This is a genomic window from Paraburkholderia sp. BR10141 (assembly GCF_056155635.1).
This window is the reverse complement of record NZ_JBMIQH010000028.1, coordinates 36,786-56,917: the sequence shown is the minus strand read 5'-3', so window position 1 is coordinate 56,917 and position 20,132 is coordinate 36,786. Positions and strand designations below refer to the sequence as shown.

General features: G+C 65.6%; 15 protein-coding genes and 3 tRNA genes. 8 read left to right on the top strand and 10 right to left on the bottom strand.

The genetic code is table 11. The features are described from left to right. The first annotated feature begins 37 nt into the window (after nucleotides 1-37). From ACOJB8_RS30350 to pgi, 3 genes are all read left to right on the top strand, one after another. The gene (locus ACOJB8_RS30350) at nucleotides 38-1,333 is read left to right on the top strand and encodes an FAD-dependent oxidoreductase (RefSeq protein WP_406952216.1); all 1,296 of its coding nucleotides are present in this window, start codon (nucleotides 38-40) and stop codon (nucleotides 1,331-1,333) included. Between the two features lie 120 nt (nucleotides 1,334-1,453). Then, entirely contained in the window at nucleotides 1,454-3,046 is a 1,593-nt protein-coding gene (locus ACOJB8_RS30345; protein ID WP_475015918.1) for an NAD(P)H-hydrate dehydratase, read from the top strand. Between the two features lie 254 nt (nucleotides 3,047-3,300). Next, nucleotides 3,301-4,920 carry a glucose-6-phosphate isomerase gene (gene pgi / locus ACOJB8_RS30340; protein WP_406952218.1) on the top strand — a complete coding sequence of 540 codons (1,620 nt, stop codon included), beginning with the start codon at nucleotides 3,301-3,303 and terminating at the stop codon, nucleotides 4,918-4,920. A gap of 54 nt (nucleotides 4,921-4,974) precedes the next feature. On the opposite strand, the gene ACOJB8_RS30335 is transcribed toward pgi, so the two are convergent. Beyond that, nucleotides 4,975-5,715 (bottom strand): ABC transporter ATP-binding protein, encoded by a 741-nt coding sequence (locus ACOJB8_RS30335; RefSeq protein ID WP_069268093.1) that lies wholly within the window; start codon nucleotides 5,713-5,715, stop codon nucleotides 4,975-4,977. A 99-nt stretch (nucleotides 5,716-5,814) separates the two neighbouring features. Here ACOJB8_RS30335 and ACOJB8_RS30330 point away from each other — a divergent pair, with 99 nt between their 5' ends. Both ACOJB8_RS30330 and ACOJB8_RS30325 read left to right on the top strand, forming a co-directional pair. Continuing rightward, nucleotides 5,815-6,495, top strand: coding sequence for an arylesterase (locus ACOJB8_RS30330; RefSeq protein WP_475015949.1), 681 nt, complete (start codon nucleotides 5,815-5,817; stop codon nucleotides 6,493-6,495). A 205-nt stretch (nucleotides 6,496-6,700) separates the two neighbouring features. After that, nucleotides 6,701-7,048: a hypothetical protein gene (locus tag ACOJB8_RS30325; RefSeq protein WP_028206982.1), complete on the top strand. Its 348-nt coding sequence runs from the start codon at nucleotides 6,701-6,703 to the stop codon at nucleotides 7,046-7,048. A 96-nt stretch (nucleotides 7,049-7,144) separates the two neighbouring features. On the opposite strand, the gene ACOJB8_RS30320 is transcribed toward ACOJB8_RS30325, so the two are convergent. The 8 genes from ACOJB8_RS30320 to tig form a co-directional block, all read right to left on the bottom strand. Then, complete coding sequence (locus ACOJB8_RS30320; protein WP_475015915.1) at nucleotides 7,145-9,091, bottom strand: SurA N-terminal domain-containing protein; 1,947 nt, start codon at nucleotides 9,089-9,091, stop codon at nucleotides 7,145-7,147. Between the two features lie 103 nt (nucleotides 9,092-9,194). After that, nucleotides 9,195-9,271, bottom strand: a tRNA-Asp gene (locus tag ACOJB8_RS30315). Between the two features lie 33 nt (nucleotides 9,272-9,304). Further along, nucleotides 9,305-9,380, bottom strand: a tRNA-Val gene (locus tag ACOJB8_RS30310). A gap of 71 nt (nucleotides 9,381-9,451) precedes the next feature. Then, on the bottom strand, nucleotides 9,452-9,796 hold the full coding sequence (locus tag ACOJB8_RS30305) for an HU family DNA-binding protein (RefSeq protein WP_368727133.1): 345 nt from the start codon (nucleotides 9,794-9,796) through the stop codon (nucleotides 9,452-9,454). Nucleotides 9,797-10,058: 262 nt separating this feature from the next. Then, nucleotides 10,059-12,485, bottom strand: a complete 2,427-nt coding sequence (gene lon, locus ACOJB8_RS30300; protein ID WP_069268095.1) for an endopeptidase La — start codon at nucleotides 12,483-12,485, stop codon at nucleotides 10,059-10,061. Between the two features lie 191 nt (nucleotides 12,486-12,676). Next, nucleotides 12,677-13,948, bottom strand: coding sequence for an ATP-dependent Clp protease ATP-binding subunit ClpX (clpX, locus tag ACOJB8_RS30295; protein WP_028216418.1), 1,272 nt, complete (start codon nucleotides 13,946-13,948; stop codon nucleotides 12,677-12,679). A 252-nt stretch (nucleotides 13,949-14,200) separates the two neighbouring features. Beyond that, a complete protein-coding gene (clpP, locus tag ACOJB8_RS30290; protein WP_069268096.1) occupies nucleotides 14,201-14,854 on the bottom strand; it encodes an ATP-dependent Clp endopeptidase proteolytic subunit ClpP in 654 nt (217 codons plus the stop codon). A gap of 159 nt (nucleotides 14,855-15,013) precedes the next feature. Next, nucleotides 15,014-16,360, bottom strand: coding sequence for a trigger factor (gene tig / locus ACOJB8_RS30285; protein ID WP_069268097.1), 1,347 nt, complete (start codon nucleotides 16,358-16,360; stop codon nucleotides 15,014-15,016). A gap of 417 nt (nucleotides 16,361-16,777) precedes the next feature. On the opposite strand from tig, the gene ACOJB8_RS30280 reads away from it, so the two are divergent. Both ACOJB8_RS30280 and ACOJB8_RS30275 read left to right on the top strand, forming a co-directional pair. After that, a complete protein-coding gene (locus ACOJB8_RS30280; RefSeq protein ID WP_342945718.1) occupies nucleotides 16,778-17,935 on the top strand; it encodes a glycerate kinase in 1,158 nt (385 codons plus the stop codon). Nucleotides 17,936-18,183: 248 nt separating this feature from the next. Then, the gene (locus tag ACOJB8_RS30275; protein ID WP_069268099.1) at nucleotides 18,184-18,630 is read left to right on the top strand and encodes a MarR family winged helix-turn-helix transcriptional regulator; all 447 of its coding nucleotides are present in this window, start codon (nucleotides 18,184-18,186) and stop codon (nucleotides 18,628-18,630) included. Nucleotides 18,631-18,773: 143 nt separating this feature from the next. Here the strand turns inward: ACOJB8_RS30275 and ACOJB8_RS30270 are convergent. Next, nucleotides 18,774-18,860: transfer RNA gene (locus tag ACOJB8_RS30270), tRNA-Leu, on the bottom strand. A gap of 423 nt (nucleotides 18,861-19,283) precedes the next feature. Between ACOJB8_RS30270 and ACOJB8_RS30265 the strand changes: the two genes are divergently transcribed. Then, complete coding sequence (locus tag ACOJB8_RS30265; RefSeq protein ID WP_475015947.1) at nucleotides 19,284-20,126, top strand: squalene/phytoene synthase family protein; 843 nt, start codon at nucleotides 19,284-19,286, stop codon at nucleotides 20,124-20,126. Nucleotides 20,127-20,132 lie beyond the last annotated feature (6 nt).

Here is a 20,132-nt window from a genome sequence, read left to right as displayed (position 1 = left end):
CCCGAGCGAGCGCCGCCTGCCTGCAGATCGTATCGTCATGGATGTCATCGTCATCGGCGGCGGAATCGCCGGCATCGCTACCGCCTGGCAGCTGCGCGCGGCCGGGCATCGCGTCTGCGTAATCGAACGCCACGCCACCGTTGCGCAAGGCGCGACCTATGGGCATAGCGGCATTGCGCTGCCCACGCCGCTCGACGTCTGGTTCGGCCCCACCTTCCTGCGCAATGGCCGTCAATCGTCCGGCGGCGTGATCAGCAAGACGGGCTGGCGCGGGCACGCGCACGGTTTCGTTAAGCGCCTCGCCACGCTGCACGGCTCCGAGGCGTTTGCCGAGCGCTATGCGCTGCTGCGCCCGCTCATCGACTCGGCGCAAGCGGCGCTCGCCGACATCGACGCGCGCTTCCAGCTCGACTACGAGCAGCGCGACGGCCTGCTCTACCTCGTGCGCGGCAACGACGAATGGTCGCTCACGCAACCGGCCCTCGAACTGCTGCGCCGCTTCGAGACGCCTCACCACGCGCTTTCGCCCGCGGAATGCGTGGCTTTCGACCATGCCATCCCCGCCGATCCGCCGTTTGCGGGCGGCGTGCATTTCGAAACCGGCCGGGTGGCCAACTGCCCGCTCTTCGTGAAGCTGCTCAAGCAGGTGCTCGACGCCCAGGGCGGCGTGCAGTTCGAGATGAGCCGCGAGGTCAATGCGATACGCCTGGAAGACCGGCGCGCAGCCGTGGAGCTGGCGCCGCCGGCGCACGAAGCGGGCCGCTCGCGCGACGTCGAGGTGATCTCGGGCGACGCCGTCGTGGTCGCCGCGGGCGCGCAAACGCCGCGCCTGCTCGCGCCGCTCGGCCTCAAGGTGCCGTTTTATCCGCTGCGCATGCACACGCTCAATTCGCCGGTGGCGCACGAGGAATGCGTGCCGCAGACGACCATCGTCGACGCCGGCAAGCGCATCGCCATCGCGCGCATGAATCACCGGCTGCGCATATCGGGCGCCGCCGTGCTGCTGCGCGCACAGGAGGTCGATGACGCGCTGCCCGAGGGGCTCACCGAAGACGCCCTCGCGCTGCTCGGCGAGGCGTCGCGCGACTGGGCGCCGGGCGCCGCGCGCATTTCGGCGGCGCTCGCGTGGGAAGGCATCAAGCTGCTTTCCGCCGACGGCCTGCCGGCGGTCGGCAACGTGAGCCATCCGCGCCTGTACGTCAACGCGGGCCACGGGCCGGCAGGCTGGGCACTTTCGCTCGGCTCCGCGCGTCTCATCGCCCAGCAGATCTCCAACGCGGCGCCTGACCTGCCGGCCGATACCATCAAGGCGCTCTCGCCGGGCCGCGATTGAGCCGCGCACGCGTGTGCGGCATTGCCGCGCCGCCGCGCCAGTCCAGCCCGCGCCTGGGGCGTGCCGTCTGAAGGCATGCTCGGGTATCGTTGCGATGTCGCCTCCGAGGACCGCATCGTCATGACGCACGCTCTACATTCCTCCGGCGCCGGGCAACCGGTGCTCGTCTACCCGCACGACCGTGCGGTCCCGCTGCTTACCGTCGAACCGCTGCGCGTGGCCGAAGTCGCCGCGCAGTCGGCTCTGCCTGCCCACACGCTCATGGCGCGCGCAGGCGCCGCCGCCGCGCACTTCCTGAGCGAGCAACTCGCGCACGCGCCCTCGTCGGCGAGCGACAAGCCCGTCTGGTTCGCCGCCGGGCCCGGCAACAACGGTGGTGACGCGCTCGTCGTCGCCACGGAGCTGCATCGCGCGGGCGTCGCCGTGGAAGTCTGCATGCCCGTCGAGGTCAAGCCCGACGACGCGCGCTGGGCGCTCGCCGAGGCGCGTGCGGCGGGCGTGCCCATCGCCGCGTCGGTGCCCGGATCGTTCGATGCATACGGCTGGCTCGTCGACGGCATGTTCGGCATCGGCCTTGCGCGCGGGCTCGAGGGCGTGTTCGCCGAACTCGCCGTAACGCTCTCGGCACGCGCGCGCAGCCATGGCCACGTGCTCGCGCTCGACGTGCCGAGCGGCCTCGACAGCGACACAGGCAACGTCGTCGGCAGCGGTCCGGCGGTGCGCGCAACCCATACCGTGACCTTCATCGCCGCCAAGCCCGGCCTGTACACGGGCGTTGGGCGCGACTACGCAGGCGCCGTCGCGGTCGCGCCGATCGGCATCGACACCGCAGGCACACCGGGCGCCGCACACCTGAACGCGCCCGCGCTCTTCGCCGCCGCGCTGCCCGCCCGCGACTTCGCCACTCACAAGGGCACGTTCGGCACGCTCGCCGTCGTCGGCGGCGATACCGGCATGTGCGGCGCGCCGATTCTCGCGGCGCGCGCGGCGCTCCTCACCGGCGCGGGCAAGGTTCACGTGGGCTTTCTCGGCAGCGACGCGCCGCCCTACGACGCCCCGCACCCCGAACTCATGCTGCACGCGGCGGCCAGGCTCTCGCTCGGCGCGATGGACGCCGTCGCGGCGGGCTGCGGCATGGGCGGCAGCGCGTCGGCGCGCCAGCTCGTGGACGCCATCCTGCGCCTTCACGCCCCCGTGCTCCTCGATGCCGATGCGCTCAATCTCGTCGCGCGCGACGAGGCGCTCGCGGCGCACGTCGCGCAGTCGGCCACCGCGCGCGGCGCGCCTTGCGTGCTCACGCCGCATCCGCTGGAAGCGGCGCGCCTGCTGGGCTGCGACACCGCCGCGGTGCAGCGCGACCGCCTCGCCGCTGCGCGAACACTTGCGGCCCGCTACGCGGCGGTTGCCGTGCTCAAGGGCAGCGGCACCGTGGTCGCCGCGCCCGACGGCCGCGTCGCCGTCAATCCCACCGGCAACGCGGGCCTCGCCACGGGCGGCACCGGCGACGTGCTCGGCGGCATGATCGGCGCGCTGCTGGCCCAGCGCGTGCCGCCCTATGAAGCGGCGCTCGCGGGCGTCTACCTGCACGGCCTCGCCGCCGACACGCTGTGCGCACAAGGCGACGGCCCCGCGGGCCTCACGGCAGGCGAACTCGCGCCAGCGGTGCGCAAGCTCATGAACCGGCTCTTTTACGCGCCGTCTTATGCCGCCTGAAGCCGCATGCCGCGCGTCCGGTCGCACGGCACGCGGCTTGCTTCACGGCGACGCTGGCCCTACCTCCCGCTCCCGGCACAGCCGCAGGCATCACAACGCTGCGCAGTGTCGCGCGAGGCCGCTATACTGATCCTCCGCACGCCGTCTTCCACCGGAGGCGGTCCGTGCTTGCCCGCGGCGCGCGAAGCGCGCGTTCGGCCAGACCGGCGAACCGCACCTGCCGCCCTCCATTCGTGATCCCTCGCTAGACGAACATGACGAATCCGCTCCCCGCCTGGTCCGCGCTACAGACGCATTACGAACAGATCCGCGACGAAAAGCTGCGCGACTGGTTCGCCCCCGCCAACGACCCTGCGCCGACGCGCGCCGAACGCTTCACGTTCGCAGGCGCCGGTCTCGGCGCCGACTTCTCGAAGAACCGCATCACCGACGCCACGCTCAAGCTGCTCGTGCAGCTCGCTCGCGAGGCCGGCGTAGAAGCGCGCCGCGATGCGATGTTCAAGGGCGAAGCCGTCAACCCGACTGAAGGCCGCGCGGCGCTGCACACCGCCTTGCGCGCCACCGAAGCCGACGCCCCGTACCACGCCCAGATCGCCGCCGAACGCGCGAAGATGGCGAAGTTCGCCGACGCCGTGCGCAGCGGCGCATGGACCGGCTACACGGGCAAGCGCATCCGCCATATCGTGAATATCGGCATCGGCGGCTCGGACCTCGGGCCGAAAATGGTCGTGCACGCGCTCAAGCATCTCGAGCTGCCCGAGATCACCTCGCACTTCGTCTCGAACGTCGACGGCGCGGACCTGTGGCGCACGATCGAAGACATCGATCCGGAAGAGACCCTGGCGATCATCGTCTCGAAGACGTTCACGACGCTCGAAACCATGACCAACGCGCTGTCGATGCGCGACTGGTTCGTCAAGCACGGCTGTCCGCAAGGCGAACTCGCGAAGCACTTCGTGGGCGTCTCGGCCAATCCGGCCGAAGTCGTGAAGTTCGGCATCGCCAAAGAAAACGTGTTCGAGATGTGGGACTGGGTTGGCGGCCGCTATTCGTTGTGGTCGGCCGTGGGCCTCTCGATCATGATCGCCATCGGACCGCAGCAGTTCGACGAACTGCTCGCCGGCGCGCACGACATGGACAAGCACTTCCGCGAAGCGCCGCTGGAGAAGAACCTGCCCGTGCTGCTCGGCATGATCGGCATCTGGTATCGCAACTTCTTCGGTTCGCAGAGCTATCTCGTTGCGCCCTACTCCGAAGCGCTGCACTTCCTGCCTTCGTATCTCCAGCAGCTCGAAATGGAGAGCAACGGCAAGTCGGCGCGCCTCGACGGCAAGTTCGTCGATTACGCGACCTCGGCGATCACCTGGGGCGAGCCCGGCACGAACGGCCAGCACGCGTTCTTCCAGATGCTGCACCAGGGCACGACGATCGTGCCGATCGACTTCATCGCCGTACTCACGCCCGAGCATCCGCTGGCCGACCATCATCCGAAGCTGCTCGCAAACTGCTTTGCGCAGAGCGAGGCGATGATGCTTGGCCGCACCGAGGAAGAAGCGAAGAAGATTGCCGGCCCGGACAAGCCCGAGCTCGTGCCGCACATCATGTTCCCCGGCAACCGCCCGACCACGACGCTGCTCGTCGATGCGCTCACGGCCCGCTCGCTCGGCGCGCTGATCGCGCTCTATGAGCACAAGGTGCTGGTGCAGGCTTCCGTGTGGGACATCAACCCGTTCGACCAGTGGGGCGTGGAACTCGGCAAGATCCTCGGCAAGGTGGTGGAAGCGGACTTGAACGCGGCAAGCGCCGATGTGAAGCCGCACGATTCGTCCACGGCCGCGCTGATCGCGCGCGCCCGTGCGGCGCTCAAGCGCTAAATCGGGCAGAAGCGGCGTGCGCATGCACTGCGCACGCCGTTCACCGGACAGACGCTAACGCCCGGCTTCGACATTGCTCGCGTTGCGCGAGGATGCCGCGCCATGCGGCGCGTTGGGCACGCGGTGGCCCGCTTCGATCGTGATGATGGCGTCGCAGCGCTGCGCGAGATCGACGTCGTGGGTGACGAGCACGAGCGTCGCCCCGTTCGAGCGATTGAGTTCGAACATCAGGTCGATGACGGCGTGGCCGGTGGCGGCGTCGAGGCTGCCAGTGGGCTCGTCGGCGAACAGCACCGCGGGGCGCGTCACGAATGCGCGGGCGAGCGCCACGCGCTGCTGCTCGCCGCCCGAGAGCAGCTTCGGATAGTGGCCCGTGCGCTCGGCAAGACCCACACGCTCGAGCAGCGTGCGCGCGCGGGAGAACGCGTCACGCGTCGACATGCCGCCCTGCAGTTCGAGCGGCAGCGCGACGTTCTCCAGAGCGGTGAGATGCGGCATCAGCTGGAACGACTGGAACACGAAGCCCACCGAGCCGTTGCGCAGCGCCGCGCGCTGATCTTCGGCCATGCCGGTAAGCTCATGGCCTAGCAGGCGCACCGAACCCGCGCTCGCGCTGTCGAGGCCGGCCAGCAGGCCGAGCAGCGTCGACTTGCCGGACCCGGAAGCGCCGACGATCGCCACGCTCCCGCCCGCCTGCACGGTGAGGTCGATGCCGTCGAGGATCGTCAGTTCGCCGGTCGCGTCGGTGACCCGCTTGGTCAAACCCCGTACTTCGATGACTGGATCGCTATTCATTCGCACATGATGACGCACAGGTTAGCCGTGAACCAGAAGCGCGCCGCGCGGCGCGCCGCCCTTTCCCGCGCTTGGTCCCGCTTCAGCGCGCTTGCCGCTATCGCCACCTTGACCGCTGCTGCGTTGCTGGGCGCCTTATGCGGCACGACCGGCACCGCGCTCGCTGCCACGCCCGTCTCTACTGCCAACGCGGCGACAAACCCCGCCGCAACGGCGAAGCCGAACATCGTCGTGCTCGGCGACAGCCTTTCGGCCGAATACGGCCTGCCGCGCGATACGGGCTGGGTGGCCCTGCTGCGCCAGCGGCTCGCCAGCGAGCGGATCGATTATAACGTTGCGAATGCGAGCATCAGCGGAGACACGACCAGCGGGGGATTCACGCGCCTGCCGCTCGTCATGCAGCGCATCAAGCCCGCAATCGTGATCGTCGAACTGGGCGCAAACGACGCACTGCGCGGCGTACCGCTCACGACGACCGAGAGCAATCTGCGCGCCATCGTCGCGCAGATCCGCACGGGCGGTGCGAAACCCGTGCTCGTCGGCATGTATGTGCCGCCCAACTACGGGGTCGACTATACGCGTGACTTCCACGCCATCTACGAGCGGCTGGCGAAAGAACTGAACGTGCCGCTCGTGCCCTTTCTGCTCGCCGGTCTCGCCGACAAGCCCGAACTCTTCCAGGCCGATCAGATCCATCCCACGCAGCAGGCACAGCCTTTGCTGCTCGATAACGTGTGGCCAACGCTCAAGCCGCTGCTAGGCAGCGGCGTGCGGCGCTGAGGCGGCAGCGGGACAAACGCGCGGGCGTCCTCACCGGGCGCCCATTCTCAGGGCCCGCCCTCGGCGCGTTCAAGCCGCTCGAGCCTCTCGGCCAGCGTGGCGGCGGGCAACCGCGTCCCGCCATTGGCCACCGTTTGCGTCAGACACGCGAGCCCGCGAAGCTTCGCTGTCTGAATCCGACCGACCCTGACTGGAGGGAAGAAGCATGAAATATTTACCTCTCATTGTCGTTACGGCAGCCCTTGCTGCCTGCGCCAATCAGCCAATGCCGAGCGGAGCACAGTCCGTCGGCACGAGCCAGCAACCGCCTGCGACGGTTGCCCAATGCATCGCGCAAAAATGGGCCGACAAGTCGCAACAGCAAGTCGTCTCGCAGTCCGTGCTCGCCAACGGCCAGGCTGTCGACGTCTACGTCCCTGGCCAGCAGCCGCCTAACGGCGCAGCCGCAACGGTGCGCCCGGCATGGAGCGCCAGCGCGAAGACGTGGGTCGGCTTCCGCTCAGGCGGCGGCGCCGGTGGGGACGCCACCAGTGACATCAGCGCCTGCCTCTGATTTCGCGCTCGCCAGAACGCAAAAAGCCCCGCGATGTCTCGCGGGGCTTTTTTTGTGCCGGCTCTCGACGCCGGCGGGCGGATACGCGGATCGGGCTTACTGGGCGTTGTCGCCGTCGCCCGACTGGCTGGCCGAGCTGAGCGAGCCGTAGAGCTTCACCTTCGCGCGCTCGCGCAGCGCGTCGAGGTACGCCTGCACCTGCGACTGGCCGTCCACCTGGGCCAGCTGCTGCTGCGCGGCGGCCAGACGCGGGCCTTCTGCGGCCGCACCGTTGGTCACGCTGTTCACGCGGTAGATCGCATAGCCGTCGTTGCCGAGGTCCACGCCCACGTAAGCGGGCAGCTTCTGCGCATCGGCCTTGAAGACGGCGGACAGCGCGCTGGGCGGCAGGCCCTGTGCGTCGTTGCGCGACACCTTGAGCGCCGACGAGAAACCGTCGGTGGATTTCGACTTCTGCAGCTCCGCGAGCTTCGCCTCGCCGTCCTTGTGCGCGATGTCGGCGGCCTGCTGCGCGACCACCTTCCGGCGCACCGCGTCCTTGACCGCGGCGAACGCGGGCACGGCGGCCGGCTGGTAGTTCGTCACGTGAGCCGAGATCAGCGTGTTGTTGCCGACATCGATCGCCTGGGTGTTGTTGTGCTGGTTCACCGAGTCGCTCGCGAATACCGCGTCGAGGAACTTCTGGTTGTTCAGCGGGCTGTCCGGCGGCAGCGCTGCATTCGGCTTCGGCGTGACCGTCGCCGTCTGGATCGTCAGCCTGTACTTGTCCGCGGCCGGCTGCAGGCTCTTGGCCTGCTCGTAGACCACCGACGTAAAGCCATCGCTCGCGTCGGCGAGCAGCTTCGCGGCTTGCTGCGTCTTCACGTCGTTCGTGATCTGCGCCTTCACGTCGTCGAACGGCTTCGTGACCGCCGGCTTCAGGTCCGTGACCTTGACGATGTGATAGCCGAAGTCCGACTGGATCACGTCGCTGATCTCGTCCTTCTTGAGCTTGAAGACCGCGGCGTCGAACGCCTGGCCGCCCGCGATCATGCCGGGGCCGAAGTAGCCGAGGTCGCCGCCCTTCGAGGCCGAACCGGGGTCCTGCGATTCCTTCTGCGCGATCTGCGCGAACTGGTCCGGATGCGCCTTCACTTCGGCGAGGATCGATTCGGCCTTCTGCTTCGCGGCGTTGCGCCCGTCGGCGCTGGCGTCCTTCGGCACCGTAATCAGGATGTGGCTCGCGCGCACTTCTTCCTGCGTGCGGTAGTGCGCGATGTTGTCGTCGTAGTACTTCTTGAGATCGGCGTCGCTCGGCTGCACGCCGGCGGCAACCGTCGCCGCCGAGAGCACGAGATACTGGATCTGCGCCGTCGCCGGCGTGGCGAACGCGTTCTTGTTCGCGTCGTAGTACGCCTGCAATTGCGCGTCGGTCGGCTGGACCTTGGGCGCATAGTCGCTCGTGTGGAACGCGAGGCCCTGCACTTCGCGCTGCTGCTCCGAGAGGCCCGTGAGCTGCTGCGCGAGCGCCTTCGGCGTGAACGCGCTGCTGATGATCGACGCCGGCAGTTGCTGCATGGCGAGGCTATAGCGCACGCGCTCGTCGTACTGCTCCGGCGTCATACCCTGCATGGCGAGCAGCTGCTTGTACTGGTCGAGGTTGATCGAACCGTCAGGATTCTTGAGCGACGAGATCACCGGGTCGGAGAGCAGCGCGCGGCGCACGGCGTCGTCCGAGGCGGTCAGGTGCAGGCGCTGCGTTTCGTCCACGAGCACGCGCTGCTGGATCAGACCGTCGAGGATGTCCTTGCGGTGCTGGGGCGTGTCGAACATGCTCGCATCGAATTGCGCGCCAAGGACCTGGCGGGCCTGGTCGAGCTGCTGGCGCGCGGCGTTGTCGTATTCGACACGCGTGATCTTGTGCCCGTTGACGCTCGCGACGTTCGCGCTTTCATCGAAGAAGCCGCGGAAACCTTGAATACCGACGAAGCCCAGCCCTGGCAGGACGACCAGGAGCAGCATGAACATCATCAGGCGTTTGTGATTGCGGAAAAAGTCGAGCATGCGTGACCAGACGTTGAGGGCGCCAAAAAACGGAACGCCCGATATTACAACAGCGGCCAACAAAAAAGGCGAACCGGAGTTCGCCTTCTTGTCGAGATATCCTTGGCGGAGCGGACGGGACTCGAACCCGCGACCCCCGGCGTGACAGGCCGGTATTCTAACCAACTGAACTACCGCTCCGTGCGGGTGCGCTACGTACCGGAACTGAAGCTGTGGTGGGTGCTGAGAGGCTCGAACTCCCGACCTACGCCTTGTAAGGGCGCCGCTCTACCAACTGAGCTAAGCACCCAGCTTCATGCTTTCCTGCGCTGCTTCCTGTAGTGCGACTTCTGCTGCGCTACCCATCAGGTAGCGAGCCCGCTAGTTTAGCGCATCCTTCAGCGCTTTGCCAGGCCTAAATTTGGGCACCTTCGCCGCCTTGATCTTGATCGCGTCGCCAGTCCGCGGATTGCGGCCCGTGCGCGCCGTACGCTTGCCGACGGCGAACGTGCCGAAGCCGACGAGCGTGACCGAGCCGCCCTTCTTGAGCGTGCCTTTGACGCCGCCGATCACGGCGTCGAGTGCGCGCCCCGCAGCCGCCTTCGAAATGTCGGCTTGTTGCGCAATATGGTCAATCAGTTCCGTTTTATTCATTCCAGCCCCCGAGAATGTGTTTGGGTAAACGTAAGAAAGAAGGTCAACTTGTTGGATAGACGTCCCCGGCATAGCGCGGGGCCCGCTCATTTAACGGGGCCGCAAATGCCGTGTCAAGCGGGGTTGAGCCTGATTTGGCGCGGGATTCGAGGGATTTTTCGATGGAGTCTTCGAACAAGTGGGAAAAGGCCGAAAAAAGCGCTGGTTGTCATCACAACGTCAAGAATCGCGACGCAAGCAAAAAGCCCGCGGACCATGCCGCGGGCTTTTTTGGGGTCCAACGCGCCGCGCAGAGCGCGGCTTGTCGAAGGCGTACTGAAGGTGTACCGAAGGCTTAGTGCTTGACGACTTCCGTCGCGCCGGCGTCCTTCGATTCGGCCACGGGCGCTTTGGCGTCCTCGGCCTTCACTTCTTCTTCCGGCAGCGGCTGCGGCACACGTTCGAGCGCGAGTTCGAGCACCTTGTCGATCCAGCGGACCGGCACGATTTCGATCGAGTTCTTCACGTTGTCCGGAATCTCGGTGAGATCCTTGACGTTCTCTTCCGGGATCAGCACGAGCTTGATGCCACCGCGATGCGCCGCGAGCAGCTTCTCCTTCAGCCCGCCGATCGGCAGCACTTCGCCGCGCAGCGTGATCTCGCCCGTCATCGCCACGTCGGCACGCACCGGAATGCCCGTGAGCACCGACACGAGCGCCGTCGTCATCGCACCGCCTGCGGACGGACCGTCCTTCGGCGTCGCGCCTTCCGGCACGTGGATGTGGATGTCCTGCTTCTCGAACGCCTCGTCCTTGATACCGAGACGACGCGATCGCGAACGCACCACCGAGCGTGCCGCTTCGACCGATTCCTTCATGACGTCGCCGAGCGAACCCGTGCGGATCACGTTGCCCTTGCCGGGCATGACCGCCGCTTCGATCGTCAGCAGATCGCCGCCGACTTCCGTCCACGCAAGACCCGTGACCTGACCGATCTGGTTTTCCTTCGCGGCCAGACCGAAGTCGTACTTGCGCACGCCGAGGAAGGTGTCGAGATTGGCGCTGTCCACCGTGACGGCCTTGTCGGCCTTCTTCAGCAGCAGCATCTTCACGACCTTGCGGCAGATCTTCGACACTTCGCGCTCGAGCGAACGCACACCCGCTTCACGCGTGTAGTAGCGAATGATGTCGCGGATCGCGCCTTCGGTCACCTCGATCTCGCCCGGCTTCAGCCCGTTGTTCTTCTTCTGCTTCGGCAGGAGATAACGCTGGGCGATGCTGACCTTCTCGTCTTCCGTGTAACCGGACAGACGGATGACTTCCATCCGGTCGAGCAGCGGCGGCGGGATGTTCAGCGAGTTCGACGTGGCGACGAACATCACATCGGAGAGGTCGAAATCGACTTCGATGTAGTGATCGGCGAACGTGTGGTTCTGTTCCGGATCGAGCACTTCAAGCAACGCCGACGACGGATCGCCGCGGAAATCCATGCCCATCTTGTCGACTTCGTCGAGCAGGAAGAGCGGATTGCGCACGCCGACCTTGGTCAGGCTTTGCAGGATCTTGCCCGGCATCGAACCGATGTACGTACGACGGTGACCGCGAATCTCGGCTTCGTCACGCACGCCGCCCAGCGCCATACGCACGAACTTGCGGTTCGTTGCGCGCGCAATCGACTGCCCGAGCGAGGTCTTGCCGACGCCCGGAGGCCCGACGAGGCACAGGATCGGCGCCTTGACCTTGTCCACGCGCTGTTGCACCGCGAGATACTCGAGAATGCGTTCCTTCACCTTCTCGAGACCGAAGTGGTCTTCGTCGAGAACGGCTTCTGCATTCGAGAGGTCGTTGTTGACCTTGCTCTTCTTGCGCCACGGCAGGCCGATCAGCGTGTCGATGTAGTTGCGCACGACGGTCGCTTCCGCCGACATCGGCGACATCAGCTTGAGCTTCTTGAGCTCGGCGTCGGCCTTCTTCTTGGCTTCCTTGGGCATGCGCGCAGCCGTGATACGCTTCTCGAGTTCTTCGAGATCCGCACCCTCTTCGCCTTCGCCCAGTTCCTTCTGGATGGCCTTGACCTGCTCGTTCAGGTAGTACTCGCGCTGGCTCTTTTCCATCTGGCGCTTCACGCGGCCGCGAATGCGCTTCTCCACCTGGAGAATGTCGATTTCGGCTTCGAGTTGCGCGAGCAGGTGTTCCAGACGCTCCACGACCGGGAACATCTCGAGGATGTGCTGCTTCTGGTCGAGCTTGAGCGGCAAATGCGCGGCGATGGTGTCAGCAAGACGACCGGCCTCGTCGATGCCCGACAGCGACGTCAGGATCTCAGGCGGGATCTTCTTGTTGAGCTTCACGTACTGGTCGAACTGCGAGACGATCGCGCGGCGCAGCGCTTCGGTTTCTGCGCTGTCGGCGTGGTCCGGTTCGAGCGGCATCACTTCGCACGAGAACTGCGTTTCCTGCTCTTCGATGGAAAGCGTCTTCGCGCGCTGCAGGCCTTCCACGAGCACCTTCACGGTGCCGTCGGGCAGCTTGAGCATTTGCAGGATGTTGGCGACACACCCTACTTCATACATGTCTTTTTCGGTCGGCTCATCCTTCGCGGCGGTCTTCTGCGCGACGAGCATGATGTGCTTGCCGCCTTCCATAGCCGCTTCGAGGGCCTTGATCGATTTCGGTCGGCCCACGAAAAGGGGAATCACCATATGCGGGAAGACGACGACGTCTCGCAGCGGCAGCAGCGGGAGCGTGGTGCGTTCCGGCGGGAGGAGTTGGGTTCCTGACATTTCATTTCCCCATGAGTGGAATCAATTGTTCGGTAATTGAGGCCTGAGATACCGATTGCAAGCCTCGCGCGTGTGGGAAAAGTTCAGTGACTCCAAAATAGTGCGCCATCGACCACAAGATTAAACGAAAAAGCCGTTCATCCCATTGTATGAACGGCCCTTTTCCGGAACTCTTTAGCCGATCACCACCATCAGTTCGACCCTGCAACCTTCGGAGCGTCTTCGTAGATCAGCAGCGGTTTGCCGTCGCCGTCGATCACGTTGTCGTCGATGATGACCTTGCTCACGCCCTTCATGGCCGGCAGCTCGTACATCACGTCGAGCAATGCCTGTTCCAGGATCGAGCGCAGGCCACGAGCCCCCGTCTTGCGTCGGATCGCCTTGCGGGCGACGGCCTGCAGCGCAGCCGGGCGAATTTCCAGCTCCACGCGCTCCATGTTGAAGAGCTTGTGATACTGCTTGACGAGCGCGTTCTTCGGCTCGACCAGAATCTTCATGAGCGCGGCCTCGTCGAGCTTGCCGAGCGTGGCGACCACGGGCAGACGGCCGATCAGTTCGGGAATCAGGCCGAACTTGATCAGGTCTTCCGGTTCCGTTTCGCGCAGCACTTCGCCTGTGTCGCGCTCCTGCTTGCTCTTCACGCTCGCGCCGAAGCCAATGCCGGTCTTTTCCGTGCGGTCGGTAATGACCTTTTCCAGACCGTCGAACGCGCCGCCGCAAATGAACAGGATATTGGTCGTGTCGACCTGGATGAAATCCTGGTTCGGATGCTTGCGGCCGCCCTGCGGCGGCACCGAAGCCATCGTGCCCTCGACGAGTTTGAGCAGCGCCTGCTGCACGCCCTCGCCGGACACGTCGCGCGTGATCGACGGGTTGTCCGACTTGCGGCTGATCTTGTCGATTTCGTCGATATAGACGATGCCGCGCTGGGCCTTGTCGACCTCGTAATTGCAGTTCTGCAGCAGCTTCTGAATGATGTTCTCGACGTCTTCGCCCACATAACCGGCTTCGGTCAGCGTGGTGGCGTCGGCGATCACGAACGGGACGTTCAGAAGGCGCGCGAGCGTCTGCGCGAGCAGCGTCTTGCCCGAACCCGTGGGCCCGATCAGCAGGATGTTGCTCTTGGAGAGTTCGACGTCGTCCTTCTTGTCGAGATGCTTCAGACGCTTGTAGTGGTTGTACACCGCCACTGCGAGAATCTTCTTCGCGCGCTCCTGCCCGATCACGTACTGGTCGAGGATGTCGCGGATCTCCTGCGGGCTCGGCAGGTCCGAGCGCGACAGCGCCGCGTCGACGCCGGCACCGGCGGCTTCGTCGCGAATGATCTCGTTGCACAAGTCGATGCATTCATCGCAGATGAATACCGACGGACCAGCGATGAGCTTTTTCACCTCATGCTGGCTCTTGCCGCAGAACGAGCAATACAACAGCTTCTCGCTGTTAGAACCTTTCTTGTCCGCCATGGATAAATGAGCCTCCGGACACTCTGTTACATGATACGCCGTTTCCCCCGGCGAGGCCGGAGGGTGCGTGAACCGCTTGCTGTGACGGCGTTGGGGGCCGCAGGCCGCGAAGCGCGTTTGCCGATTATTTCACAAGGTCTGCGCGGCGTCGGCTATCCCCTTTTGTACGGGGGCCGAGCTGTTCCTTTACGTGCCGTTGTCACGGCTTGCGCGCCCTTCGCAGGGTCGGACGCGCAAAACCGCTCGCGCAGATCAAGGACGCTTGTGCAGGACCTGATCGACGAGACCGTAGGCCTGGGCGTCGTCACCCGACATGAAGTTGTCGCGATCCGTGTCGCGCGCAATGCGCTCGACCGGCTGACCCGTATGGTGCGCGAGCAACTGGTTCAGGCGCTCCTTCAGGTACAGGATTTCGCGAGCCTGGATTTCGATGTCCGAAGCCTGGCCGCGCGCGCCGCCGAGCGGCTGGTGAATCATCACGCGCGAGTTCGGCAGCGCGAAACGCTTGCCCTTGGCGCCCGACGCCAGCAGGAACGCGCCCATGCTGGCCGCGAGGCCCATGCAAAGGGTCGAAACGTCCGGCTTGACGAACTGCATCGTGTCGTAGATCGCCATGCCGGCCGACACCGAGCCGCCCGGGCTGTTGATGTACAGGCTGATGTCCTTGTCCGGATTTTCGCTTTCCAGGAACAGCAGCTGGGCGACCACGAGGTTGGCCGTCTGGTCGTTCACTTCGCCGACCATGAACACCACGCGCTCCTTGAGCAGGCGCGAGTAGATGTCGTAGGAACGTTCGCCGCGGCCGCTCGTTTCGACGACGATCGGCACGAGGCCGAGCGCCTGCGGGTCGAAGTCCCGCGACGAGTGGGAGGTCAACGTATCCAGCGATTGAGCGCGAATGGTCATGCGATGCATCCTTGTCTGGAAAAGTTCTTCTATATACCCGTATGGCGACGGACCCCGGCTAAATCAACCACACGGACAGCATGGCTAAAACCTGCGGATGCAAAAACGGCGTGCTGGCCGTCGGTCGCTCCGACAGCCGGCACGCCGTAGCGGGCAGATTTAAGCCTGCGCCGTCGCGCTTGCCAGTTCTTCGAAGCTAACTTGCTTGTCCGTCACCTTGGCCTTGCCGAGCACGAAGTCGACGACGTTCGATTCGACGACATAGGCTTCCATTTCGGCCAGACGCTGCTGGTTGGAATAATACCAGCGCACGACCTCCTTCGGGTCCTCATAGCTTTTCGCGAATTCGTCGACTTCAGCACGGATCTGCTCCGGCTTCGCCTCGAGGCCGTTGGCCTTCACGAGTTCGGCGAGCACGAGGCCGAGCTTCACGCGGCGCTCGGCTTGTTCCTTGAACATTTCGGCCGGGATCGGTGCGTCCTTGGCGTTGGGCACGCCACGCTGCGCGAGGTCGGCGCGCGCCATTTCGACGAGGCGTTCCTGATCCTGCTCGACGAGCGCGTTCGGCACGTCGAGTTCGGCGATCTTCAGGAGCGCGTCCATCACCTGGTTCTTGACGATCGACTGCGTGCGGCGCTTCGCTTCGCGTTCGAGGTTGTCCTTGATTTCGGCGCGCATCTTCACGAGGTCGCCGTCGGCGATGCCGAGCGACCTGGCGAATTCAGCGTCGATTTCCGGCAGGTGCGGCCACTCGATCTGCTGCATCGTGATCGTGAACTTCGCCGTCTTGCCGGCGACGTCCTTACCGTGATAGTCCTCGGGGAACGCGAGGTCGAATTCGCGCGACTCGCCCTTCTTCAGGCCGATTGCCGCCTTTTCGAATTCCGGCAGCATGCGGCCTTCGCCCAGCACGAACGCGAAGCCTTCCGCGGTACCGCCCTGGAACGCGACGTCGTCGATCTTGCCGACGAAGTCGACCGTCACGCGGTCGCCTTCCTTCGCTGCGGTGTCGGCGCCGCCGTCACCGTGCTCGCCAGCTTCGCCGCGAGCGTGGAAGTGCACGCGCTGCTTGCGCAGGATGTCGAGCGTGCGGTCGATTTCCGCTTCGGTGATGGTCGTGGTCGTGCGCTCGATTTCGGCCGTCGCGACGTCGCCGAGCTTCACTTCCGGGTAGACCTCGAAGGTCGCGTCGAACGCGTAGTCGCCTTCAGCGGCTTCCGACTTCGGTGCGAAGCTCGGCTGGCCGGCGACGCGCAGGTTCTCGGCGCGGCTGATGTCGAAGAATTCCTTGCCGACCTTGTCGCTCAGGACTTCGGCTTCGACCTGGCCCGAATACTGCTGCGTGACCATCTTGAGCGGCACCTTGCCCGGGCGGAAACCCGGCATGCGCACGTTTTTCGCGAGTTTACGGATGCGCGAATCGATTTCTTTCTGCACGGCGTCCTTCGGCAGGGAAATCGTCACGCGGCGTTCCAGCTTGCCGAGGTTTTCAACAACGTTAGCCATGGCTTCAATCGTCCTAAAATTGTTCGAGCGAATCAGTAATCTGTGGTCTTTGCGAGCCGCGGTCCGCCTGGATCCGATGTGGTCCAGCAACCCGCTTTGGAGCTGAACGCAGGCGCCTCGTGCGCCGCTCAACAGCGCCGAAACGGGCGGCTTGCGGTGCGGTTGCGTCAAAAGAGCCAAGTATTTTAGCAAACTATTTCCCGGTCCCACTGGAATTGCCGTTTGAGTGTGCTATGTGGCTGTTTTTGACCCGGTTTCGACCTGCTTTTGAGCCGCTGCGAGCCTCAAATGCACTCCGATGCGCGCTATCGCAACGCCGCTATCCAGCCCACCCGGCGAGGCTGTTAAGCTTACGCTCGCGCCGGACGCCCCACCGGCCGCAGCCGCTCCCAACACAATTCTTCCAGCAGAGACACCATGCCGAATTCGTCGACTGACGCTCCCGTTATCGTCATTGCTCCTGATTCTTTCAAAGGCTCGCTCAGCGCGGACGGGGTCGCCGCCGCGATCGCCGAGGGCATCCGCCGCGTGCGCGCCGACGCCGACATCCGCATCCGCCCGATGGCCGACGGCGGCGAAGGCACGCTCGACGCGATGCTGTCGATGGGCGGCGAGCGCCGCGTGCTCACCGTGGAAGGCGCCGCGGGGCCGAAGCGCGACGCCGCGGTGGGCCTGCTGCACGACGGCAGCGCGATCGTCGAAACGGCCGAGATCGTCGGCATCACGGACCCCGTGGGCATGGGCGTGCCGGTCGACGCGCGCAGCACGCGCGGCATGGGCGAGGCGATCCGCGCACTGCTCGACGAAGGCGTGCGGCGCTTTTACGTGGCGCTCGGCGGCAGCAGCACCAACGACGCCGGCGCGGGCCTGCTCGCGGGCCTCGGCCTGCAACTCTTCGATGCCGTCGGCAAGCCCCTCGAACCCACGCCGCAAGCGCTTGTGCACGTAGCGCGCGTGGACGTTTCCGGGCTCGACGCGCGGCTTCGCGAGGCATCGTTCGTCGGTATGTCGGACGTGGACAATCCCCTTACGGGCGAGCATGGGGCAACCGCCGTGTTCGGCCCGCAAAAAGGCGTGACGCCCGAGCAGGTCGCACCGATCGACGCGGCGCTCGGCCGTTTCGCCGATCTGCTCGAAGCGGCGCTGGGCCGTCGCGAGCGCGACGAAGCCGGTTCCGGCGCGGCGGGCGGCCTGGGTTTCGCGCTGCGCATGCTCGGCGCGAGCTTCGAGCCCGGCGCCGAGGTCGTTGCGCGCACCATCGGTCTGGACGAAGCGCTCGATCGCGCGGACTGGCTCATCACCGGCGAAGGCCGCTCCGACGTGCAAACGCTGCACGGCAAGGCGCCGTTCATCGCCTGCCGCCGCGCCGCGGCCGTGGGCGTGCCGGCCACGCTGCTCTCGGGCGCCGTGGACGCAGCCGCCCTGCCGCGGCTCGCGGAGCATTTCAGCGGCTGCTTCTCGCCCGCGCCAGGCCCCATCACGCTCGAAACCGCGATTCGCGACGCCGCGCGCCTGCTCGCCAACGAAGCCGAGCAGCTCGCCCGCCTCAAATACGCTGCGCGTACATCCAACTGAGATCCGGGCAGACCGGCCGGGGCCCGCCGCCCCGGCTTCGTCGCCCGCATCCGCGTGGCCAGGTCGCGGCCAGATTCTTGACCCTCGGCGCGACACGCATTCCACAGTAAGCGATTAATAGATTCGTGCACCGCACCGGATGCGCTGGACAAGGGTTAGGATGCGTTGACCGGCGCGCAAGATGGGGCAACAATCATGGAATCGCGACACGTGTCGCGCCCTTCCCAAGCGACCAGACCAGGACTCCCATGAAGGCAAGCAAAGCCGGACTCGAACAATTCCTCACCTATCGGCTGCATGTCCTGAACAAACTCTCCGAACGTGGCGCGAGCGAACGCTACCAGGCGAAGCTCGGCATCACACTTCCGGAGGCTCGGCTCATTGCAGCTGTGGGGGCGTTCGGCCCGTTTTCCGTGATGGAGCTTGCGCGTCACGCAAATCTCGACAAGAGCCAGGCAAGCCGTGCAGCCGAGGCGCTGATGCGCCGCGGCCTCATGCAGCGCGACACGAGCGAGGAGGATGGACGCCTCGTGCTCGTTTCGCTCACAACCGACGGACGCGCGCTGTATCGCAAGGTCATGCCCATCGCGCGCAAGTGGAATGTCGACCTCTTCGCGAGCCTCGACGACAAGGAACGCGACGCACTCGCACGTGCGCTCGACAAGGTGATCGAAGCCATGCAGACCGAACCGTAAGGCAGTCCGAACAAGCAGAGGCAATAAGTCAAACAGATGGCGGCCAGAGTCAAGCCGCCATCGCGAGTGCTTCGCGTAGAACGCGCCCAAGCCGCGCACAAACAAAAAGGCCATGTACCGGAAGGTACATGGCCTTTTTGTTTTGGTGCGTGAGGCCGGACTCGAACCGGCACACCCTTGCGGGCGTCAGGACCTAAACCTGGTGCGTCTACCAATTTCGCCACTCACGCGAATTCTTTGCGCTTGTCTTCTTGCGCCCGGCAGGACCGCTGCCAACAACGCGTGCGATACAACCCTGTGCGACATGCCGACTGATCGAGTCCTCGTGAGACGCCGGGCGCGGTGTTGTCCACCTCGCCCGCAATACAGCCTGCTTTCTGACTGCGCCCGCCGGCAGCGATGCTTCATTATGGGCCGGCTACGCGATTCCAGCTAAGCGTCAGAAAGCGCAAGCGCGAGATTCTAACCGATTGACTGGCGCTTGTCTGCATCCCGAAAACAGTGCACGACGGGGCACGACAGCGCATCGACCCACGCGCCGGGGCGCCCTCCAGGGCCGGCCGAAAGCCGCGCCGATGCTAGAATCGCGGCTCTACCGTCGCGGCGCGCGCTGGCCGCCGCGCAAGCCGCTTCGCCCCACATCTCCGAACGCCGTGAACTTCGACGACTACTGCCTGCAAAAGGCGGCTCCCCCTGGTTCGAGCACTTACTATGCGCTGCGTCAGGCCCGCGCTGCGCGCCAGCCGCTCCTGACCGCCCTCTTCGCACTGCGCCGCGAACTCGAGGAAACCGCGAAAGAGACGAGCGATCCCACCGTCGGCCGCACGAAGCTCGCCTGGTGGCAAAAGGAACTGGCCGCGCTCGCCGCGGGCAAACCCGCGCATCCGGTCACCCAGGCGCTCGCCGCGCATCTCGGCGATGCGAGCGCCGTCTATCCCGATCTGCAGGCGCTGCTCGCCGGCTTCGAGATGGACTTCGAGCAGGCGCGTTATCTCGATCTGCCGAACCTGCGCCGCTATATGCAGGGCGTGGGTGGCACGTTCGCCTCCCTCGTCGCGCAACTGAGCGCGCGCACCGACGAGGACCGCGAGAACGCTGCACGCTGGGCCGCGCCGCTCGGCAACGCGCTGATGCTCGCGCAGTTCGTGCCGGAAATCGGCAACGACGCGCGCCATGGCCGCATCTACGTGCCCATCGACGAACTGCAGCGCTACAACGTCACCGCCGCCGATCTCATCAACCGGCGCTATAGCGCGGAGTTCACCGAGCTGATGCAGTTCGAGACCTCGCGTGCGCGCGAATCGGTTCAGGCAGCGCTCGACGCGATTCCCGCTTCGGCACGGCGGGACCAGAGCACCTTGCGTGCGCTCGCTGCGCTCGAACTCGCGTTGCTCGACGAAGTCGAGCGCGAAGGCTACCAGGTGCTGCATCAGCAGATCGTGCTCACGCCAGTGCGCAAGCTCTGGATCGCCTGGCGCGCCGCGCGGCGCGGTTGACGCCCG